Raw genomic sequence first — 9,221 nt, forward strand, 5'->3', positions numbered from 1 at the left:
CCCTGCAGGCGCCGCACCTGGCTCCTACAGAGATTACACACATTTTCCCGAAGCTGGTGCCCACGGAGCGCCAATCCCGAAAGATTGGCGCTCCAGGGTGATCAGTCGTGATGCTTGACGGTCAGATCACCACCGGCGATCAGGCTGTTGATCGCGGCACTGCCACTGCCCCAGCTGGCGCCATCGACCTTGATCGTAACATCGGCCGTACCGCCACCCTGCGCCGTGAACGAACCACTGCTGCTGACACTCAGCGTCGAGTTGCCCGCCGAGTCGGTGCTCAACTTCAGGTAGTTGGTCAGGTTGGTGTCGTTATTGCCTTGCAGCAAATCAGACAGGTCCAACTTATCGCCTTCGCTGTGCTTGAAGTCGGTGATGGTATCGACGCCAGTCCCGGTGTTGGTATCCCCTTTGAGCCACACGAAGGTATCCGCCCCCGCGCCGCCGGTGAGGGTGTCATTGCCCTTGCCGCCCACCAGGATGTCGTTACCCGCCCCGCCGTTGAGCACGTCGTTACCGCCTTGGCCGAACAGAATGTCGTCGCCGGCGTTGCCGATCAGCTTGTCAGCGCCGTCGTTGGTGCCGTAGATGTTCGACGCGCTGGCCAATGCACCCACGTCAGCGACGTGCTCGGTGATGAACTGGTGCAAGGTACGGTCATCGATGTGATCGACGGTCGTGGCCAGTTTGTCGGCCGCGAACGCCTTGAGTGCAGCACTGCCTTCAAGGTTGTTGTAGCTGATCAGGTCGCCGAACAGAATGTCGTTGCCCGAACCACCGGTGAGGGTGTCGGCGCCGGTATCGGCCGCGTGGCCGGTGATGGCATCCGCCAGCTTCGCGGTGTCGATCGTGGAGACGTTATGATCGGTATCAAACTGCTTGAGCACAGCGGTATCAATGTTCGAGCCCAGACCGATGGCCTCGACGACAACCTTGCCTGGAACCGCGTTGACCAGATCGGAGTAGGCCGACTTGGCGTTGCTCATGGCGTTGCTGGAATCGTTGTAGACCGACGCCACGTCAAAGCCGCCGCTGCTGTTGGCCACCACGGTGCCTTCGTAGTTTCTATAGCCGTTATAGTAGGAATAGACGTTGCCGTCGCCATCGACAATCACCTGCGTCCTGCCGTTGATTGTCGCGGTGACCGGGGTGCTCTGACCCAAAACGTAGTTGGAGTTGTTGACGACGCTATCAAAGTAAACATCCGAGCCATTCCAACCGGTCCAGCCCAGGTAAGGGTTGCCATCAACACTGGTGTATACGTTCGGCTCACCGTCGGTAATGAAGTACGTCAGGTTTTTTGCACCCACATTGCTCGTGGCTTCGTCGCCTTTGAACCAGTTGGTGGCGGCGTTGAACGCATCCTGATAGTTGGTCATGTCGCTCGATTTTGACGTCATCTGAGTCAACACAGCCTGCAAGGCCGCTTTAGCGGCGTCCTTGTCGGCGAGGTTGACCGAGACCTGCGCTTCAACCCGCGTATCGAAGTCGACCAGCAGTACCTTCACAACACCCGAGTCGCTTTTACCGGCATTGCTGATCAAGGTATCGAACACGCTCGCAAGCTGCGCCTTGATCGACTTCATCGCACTGCTGCCGATACTGCCCGAGGTATCGACGATAAAGGCAATGTTGTAGTTGCTGCCGGCATTGACGATGCCGCCTTTGTCACCGACCACCATGTTGTTGGCCGAGGTACTGCTCAGGTCGACGACATCGGCGGTGCCGCCGCCTTCCGTCACCACATAAGTCTGTGGCGTAACGGTAATGGTGCTGGTGGCCACCGACGAACTCAGGCTGTCAGCGCCTGCGTTGTCCTTCACGGCGATCTCGACAGTGCGATCACCCGTGGTCGGATACTTGCTGGTGCTGGAGTACTGGAACGACTCGAGCAACGACTTGTAGGTGGCCGTGTCAGCCGCGCCCGACAGGGTCAGGACGATTTTGCCACTGACGTCGGTGCCGACGCTGGTCAGGGTGACGCCGTTGTAAGTACCGCCCACGGTCACCAGGCTCGAGCTGAGCTGGTCGCCCGCGCTGGCGTTTTTCAAGGTGATGGTCGCGCTTTGCATCTGGCTGCTGTCGACGTCACCGATGGCTACGTTGCCGGTGATCGCTATCCCACCCGTACTGCGCTCCGAGTAGGCCGTGCTGTAGCTGGTGAGGACGGAACCGTCTGTGGTGCTCAGGTCCAGGGTCGGTGCGTCGTTGACCGAGGTCACGGTGATAGTGCCGTTGGCCGGGGCCGAGGTCAGCGGATTGCTGCCGTTAGCGTTGCCGCTGTCGGCGGCGGTGTAGGTGAAGTTCGCCGTGCCGTTGAAGTTCGCGTTCGGCTTGAAGTACACGGTGGCTTCGCCGTTGACCGCGGTAATCGCGCCGGTCACTGGTTTGGTCATCGCTGCGTCGGTGTAGAAGGTGCCGTTGGTTGGCGTGCCGACGGTGAACGATTTCACGTTCGCCAGGCCGTCTACGTCGGTCGCGCTCAGCTTGACCGCAATACCCACGCTTGGATCTTCAGCTCCGGTCGCGGTGGTTGCCGCTGCAACCGGCGCATCGTTGACCGGGGTCACGGTGATGCTGCCGTTGGCTGCTGGCGAGGTCAGTACGTTGCTGCCGTCAGCGTTGCCGCTGTCGGTGGCGGTGTAGGTGAAGTTCGCCGTGCCGTTGAAGTTCGCGTTCGGTTTGAAGTAAACCGTGGCTTCGCCGTTGACCGCGGTAATCGCGCCGGTCACCGCTTTGGTCATCGCCGCGTCGGTGTAGAAGGTGCCATTGGTTGGCGTGCCGACGGTGAACGACTTGACGTTGGTCAGGCCATCGACGTCGGTCGCGCTCAGCTTGACCGCGATGCCTACGCTTGGGTCTTCAGCACCGGTCGCGGTGGTTGCCGCTGCAACCGGCGCATCGTTGACCGGGGTCACGGTGATGGTGCCGTTGGCTGCTGGCGAGGTCAGTACGTTGCTGCCGTTAGCGTTGCCGCTGTCGGTGGCGGTGTAGGTGAAGTTCGCCGTGCCGTTGAAGTTCGCGTTCGGTTTGAAGTAAACCGTGGCTTCGCCGTTGACAGCGTTAATGGCGCCGGTCACCGCTTTGGTCATCGCCGCGTCGGTGTAGAAGGTGCCGTTGGTTGGCGTGCCGACGGTGAACGACTTGACGTTGGTCAGGCCATCGACGTCGGTGGCGGACAGCTTGACCGCGATGCCTACGCTTGGGTCTTCAGCACCGGTCGCGGTGGTTGCTGCAGCCACTGGCGCATCGTTGACCGGAGTCACGGTGATGCTGCCGTTGGCTGCTGGCGAGGTCAGTACGTTGCTGCCGTCAGCGTTGCCGCCGTCGGTCGCGGTGTAGGTGAAGTTCGCCGTGCCGTTGAAGTTCGCGTTCGGCTTGAAGTACACGGTGGCTTCGCCGTTGACCGCGGTAATCGCGCCGGTCACGGGTTTGGTCATCGCTGCGTCGGTGTAGAAGGTGCCATTGGTTGGCGTGCCGACGGTGAACGACTTGACGTTGGTCAGGCCATCGACGTCGGTCGCGCTCAGCTTGACCGCGATGCCTACGCTTGGGTCTTCAGCACCGGTCGCGGTGGTTGCCGCTGCAACTGGCGCATCGTTGACCGGAGTCACGGTGATGCTGCCGTTGGCTGCTGGCGAAGTCAGTACGTTGCTGCCGTCAGCGTTGCCGCCGTCGGTCGCGGTGTAGGTGAAGTTCGCCGTGCCGTTGAAGTTCGCGTTCGGCTTGAAGTACACGGTGGCTTCGCCGTTGACCGCGGTAATCGCGCCGGTCACTGGTTTGGTCATGGCCGCGTCGGTGTAGAAGGTGCCGTTGGTCGACGTGCCGACGGTGAACGATTTCACGTTCGCCAGGCCGTCTACGTCGGTCGCGCTCAGTTTGACCGCGATACCTACGCTTGGGTCTTCAGCACCCGTCGCAGTAGTGGCCACAGCCACCGGCGCGTCGTTGACCGCAGTGATCACCACGCTCACCTTGCCAGTCGTGACTTCTTCAACCTGCGTGCTCAACTCTTTGGCCGTTGCCGTCACAGTCAGATCGAAATTGGCAGTCGCATCCTTGGCCGGAGTGACGGTCAAGGTAGCCAGGTTCCAATTGCTGACATCGTACTGGGTGGTCGCACCCGTCGAGGTATAGCTGTGGCCCGTGGCGCCGTCGGTGATGACAGCGCCTTCAGGCAGGCCGCTGATTTCTACCTTGTGCGATTCCGACTGGTCATTGTCGACAAACGTGGTCGTGATCGGGCTGATCTTGATCGCAGTGTCTTCCAGGCCGTGGTTATAAACGTAGCCGGTGTAATAACCTTCTCCGTTGACCACATGAGCATCGTCAAACACCGCCCCGGCGGCTTTCAACGCTTCCAGGCTGGTATAGGTCTGCACGCCGCTGCTGCCCAACGCCATCGACGGGCCGTTGTTAATCGAAACATTGACGTCGTAGTTGCCCGGACCGGCCTGGTTGTAGTGATAGATGTCGAGGGTGTAATAACCCGATTCTGTCGGCGTAAAGGGGGTTGCGTTGATCCCGGTGCCCTGGCTCCAGGTCTCGGTCGACACCAACTTGCCGCCGACGGTAACCGCCAGGCTGTCATCGGCGCTGCCGGTGAAGCTGTAGCTCTTGCCGGCTTCCAGGTAAATCAGGCCGGAGACTTTGGTCGCGGTGAGTTCCACCACATTAGCGTTGCTCACGTTGGCAGTCACACCCGTGGAGGCTGCGCTGTCAGGCGTTTGGGCGTTGACGACCCGGATCAAATCGCCGGACTGAACAACCCCATTACCGTTCGTACCCAATGCACCCGGCAGGTTGCCGCCGGTCCAGGTTTGAATGGTCAAGCCGGTTGGCACGTCACCGAATGCGCCGACGGTCACGACAGGAACGTCCGTCACTGGGTGGATATCCACGGTGATGGTTTTCGTATCGCTGTTGAGCTGGCCGTCGGTCGCCTGGAACTTCAGCTCGGTGTAATCACCCTGCTTGTTACCGACGCCGGCATTGCCGAAGCTGTTATCGCCCGACTCGTTGGCCGCTGGGCTGTAACGCACATTGTGATTGTCGAAGTCGGCCTGGCTGAAGGCCTTGCCCGGCGACGTATCGGTTTTCAGATCAGCCGCGCTGAGCTTGACCCAGACACCGTCGACTTTGTACTCGATGGCACCGTTGGGCAGGCTGGTGAAGACGACTTTCAGGTCCGTGGAATCCACATCACTGACCCCGAACGTCGACCATTTCAGCTCGACTGGGGTGTCTTCGTTGCTTTCGACGTAGCCATTGCTCGCAGTCGGCGCATCGTTCACCGGAGTTACGGTGATGGTGCCGTTGGCTGGGGCTGAGGTCAGCGGGCTGCCGCCGTCAGCGATACCGCCGTCGGTCGCGGTGTAGGTGAAGTTCGCGGTGCCGTTGAAGTTCGCGTTCGGCTTGAAGTAAACGGTGGCTTCGCCGTTGACGGCGTCAATCGAGCCGGTTACCGGCTTGGTCATGGCAGCGTCGGTGTAGAACGTGCCATTGGTAGGCGTGCCGACGGTGAAGGATTTCACGTCTGCCACGCCGTCTACGTCGGTGGCGGACAGTTTGACCGCGATACCCACGCTTGGATCTTCAGCACCGGTCGCGGTAGTGGCCGCAGCCACAGGCGCGTCGTTGACCGGAGTTACGGTGATGGTGCCGTTGGCAGGCGCAGAGGTCAGCGGGCTGCCGCCGTCAGCGATACCGCCGTCGGTCGCGGTGTAAGTGAAGTTCGCCGTGCCGTTGAAGTTCGCGTTCGGCTTGAAGTACACCGTGGCTTCGCCGTTGACGGCATCAATCGAGCCAGTCACTGGCTTGGTCATCGCCGCATCGGTGTAGAACGTGCCATTGGTTGGCGTGCCGACGGTGAACGATTTCACGTCCGCCACACCGTCTACATCAGTGGCCGAAAGCTTAACTTCGATACCCTGGACCGGATCTTCGGAACCCGTTGCAGTGGTCGGTGCGGCAACCGGCGCATCGTTCACCGCAGTTACAGTGATGGTGCCATTGGCCGGTGCCGAGGTCAGCGGGTTGCTGCCGTCAGCATTGCCACTGTCGGTGGCGGTATAGGTGAAGTTCGCCGTGCCGTTGAAGTTCGCATTTGGCTTGAAGTAAACCGTGGCTTCGCCGTTGACCGCATCAATCGAGCCGGTCACCGGTTTGGTCATCGCCGCATCGGTATAGAACGTACCGTTGGTCGACGTGCCGACCGCGAACGATTTCACGTTCTCCACGCCATCGATATCAGTAGCCGAAAGCTTGACTTCGATACCTTGAACCGGATCTTCGGAACCGGTCGCGGTGGTCGCGATAGCTTCTGGTGCATCGTTAACGGCAATCACGTTGATCGGCAGGGTGATCGACTCGGACTTCGGATCAGCCGTGCCGTCCTGCGCGGTGGCGGTGACGGTGAGGTTCACCAGGCCGTTGGCGTTTTCCGCCGGGGTGAAGACCAGGGTGGCCTTGTTCCAGTCGCTGATGTCGACGCTTTGATTGCCAGCCGTCGCAGTGAAGGTGTGGCCCGGCGTGCCATCGGAGATGGTCGCGTTGAGCGGTATGCCACCGACTTCCAGCTTGAGCGTCTCGGAGCCATCCTTGTCGGTGGCGTATGCGTCGATGGTCGACAGCTTGATCGCATGGTCTTCCAGGCCGGTGTTCAGCACCTGGGTGACGTTGATGTTGTCCAGCACACCGCCCAACGAGTTGTTTGCATCCCCGGCCGGGGCTTTGAACTCGAGTTTGGCATCGCCGTCAGCGGTGACCGGCACGACGAAGGTGTAAGTCTTCATGCCGACGGTGGTGGTATCCAGGGTGCCGACTTTGACGCCGCCCCAGAATACGTCGATCACCGAATTGTTCTCAGCACCCGCACGCGGCGAGTAGTCGACCGAGATGGTGTACGCCGTGCCGGCTTCTGCCTTGATGATGGTGTACAGGCTGGAGTCGTCGCCGGCGTTTTTCTCAAGCTCGATGACCTGGCTGTTGCCTGGGGTCTCTACGCCGTAGTTGCTGCTTTGGCCGATTTCGACTTGGCCGCCGGCATTCCCCGTGAGCCACGGAGTGCTCGGGGTGCCACTGACAGGCGCGTTGTTGGCGTCATTTACCCCGACGATGCCCCACGAACCATTGAGGTTGGCGCTGTCGAAGTTGATCGAGGTCACAGGGCCGCCGCCGAGCAGGCCCAGGTGCGGAGTGTCGGTAACCGGCGCGATCGTGATGTCGGCCGTCGTTACGGCGCTCGATTTACCGCCGTTGTCGACCGCAGTGAACGTCACCTCGGTTTTGCCGCTCCAGTCGCCGGTCGGGGCGAAGTAAACCGCGGCCTTGCCGTCGGCACCCGCCGGCACCGAGTCGCCGACTTTGAGTTCGGTTTGCAGCGTGGCATCGCTGTACAGCTTGCCGTTTTCCGGCAAGGTGGTGATGACAAAGCTGGAGACGGTACCGTCCACATCCTTGCCGTCCAGCACGATCTTGGCGGTATGGTCTTCATCGGCGGTGGTGTTGTCGGCCGATGCAGTCGGGGCGTCGTTGAACAGGTCGATAGTGACCTTGCCGGTGGCGCTGCCGGTTTCCGGCGGTTCGCGATCCAGGTTGCCGCCACCGTTGTCAGTCACATCGATGGTGACGGTACGATCGGTACCGACAGGGTTATTGCCCGGGCTCTGGAAGGTGATGGCTTCAACCAGTTTGACGAAGTCGGCGGCGCTGCTGCCGGCCTTCGAGTCGCTGGTGAGGGTGTAGACGATTTTCCCGTCGGCGGCGCTGCCGCTCTGGGTGATGGTGATCCCGGCAACGGCCAGGGCCTTGAGCACATCGGTATTGCTGAGCAAATCACCTGCAGCCAGGTGGTCGACGGTGACCACGACTTTGCTGAAGGTGGTGTTGTCGACGTCTTTGATGGTCAGGTTTTCGACCAGCGCGACTGCGTCTTTTTGCTCAGTGAATGTGGTGCTGTCGAACTTGACCTCAGGCGGATCGTTCACCGGAACCACGTACACCACGGAGGTGACAGGCGCCGAATCCAGCTGGCCGTCGTTGACGGTGATGGTCAGGGTGCGGTTGGCCGGGTCCGGGTTCGCGCTTTCGCTGGCGAAGTGTACCGAACGCAGGACTTCCTGGTACTCAGCCGTGGTGGCCTCACCGGACAAGGTCAAGATGCCAGTGGCCTTGTCGTAGCTGACTGCAATTTTGGTGTTGCTGACATCTGCGATCAGCACATCGTCTGCCAGGTGGTTGACGAGTGTGACTTTGGCGCTTTGCAGGGTGTTGTTGTCGACGTCGCTGACGGTCAGGTTCGCCGCCACGTAGCCGCCAGGCTTGCCTTCAATATAGGTGTCGCCGAATGCATTGGTCGAGGCGTTGCCCAGTACCGGCGCGTCGTTCACCGCAGTCACGGTGATAGTGCCGTTGGCTGGAGCCGAGGTCAGCGGGCTGCCGCCGCCAGCAATGCCGCCGTCGGTGGCGGTGTAGGTGAAGTTCGCGGTGCCGTTGAAGTTTTCGTTTGGCTTGAAGTAAACGGTGGCTTCGCCGTTGACCGCGTCGATCGAGCCGGTTACCGGCTTGGTCATGGCCGCGTCGGTGTAGAAGGTGCCGTTGGTTGGGGTGCCGACGGTGAAGGATTTCACGTCTGCCACGCCGTCTACGTCGGTCGCGCTCAGTTTGACTTCGATGCCTTGAACCGGATCTTCAGAACCCGTTGCTGTGGTCGGTTCGGCGACCGGTGCATCGTTGACCGGAGTCACGGTGATGGTGCCGTTGGCAGGTGCCGAGGTCAGCGGGCTGCCGCCGTCGGCGATACCGCCGTCGGTGGCGGTGTAGGTGAAGTTCGCGGTGCCGTTGAAGTTCGCGTTCGGCTTGAAGTAAACGGTGGCTTCACCGTTGACGGCGTCGATCGAACCAGTCACTGGCTTGGTCATGGCCGCATCGGTGTAGAACGTGCCGTTGGTTGGGGTGCTGACGGTGAACGATTTCACGTCCGCCACGCCGTCTACGTCGGTGGCGGACAGCTTGACCGCGATACCTACGCTTGGGTCTTCAGCACCGGTTGCGGTAGTGGTCACAGCCACTGGCGCATCGTTGACCGGAGTTACGGTGATAGTGCCGTTGGCAGGCGCTGAGGTCAGCGGGCTGCCGCCGTCAGCGATACCGCCGTCGGTGGCGGTGTAGGTGAAGTTCGCGGTGCCGTTGAAGTTCGCGTTCGGCTTGAAGTAAACGGT

At 60.9% G+C, this 9,221-nt stretch carries 1 protein-coding gene; it reads right to left on the bottom strand.

What is annotated here, in order from left to right; all coding sequences use genetic code 11:
• Positions 1-101 precede the first annotated feature (101 nt).
• Positions 102-9,221, bottom strand: a 9,120-nt coding sequence (locus AC07W0_RS24760; protein WP_495029338.1) for a tandem-95 repeat protein, incomplete at its 5' end; no start/stop codon positions are given.

It is taken from the genome of Pseudomonas sp. GW704-F2 (assembly GCF_059423025.1).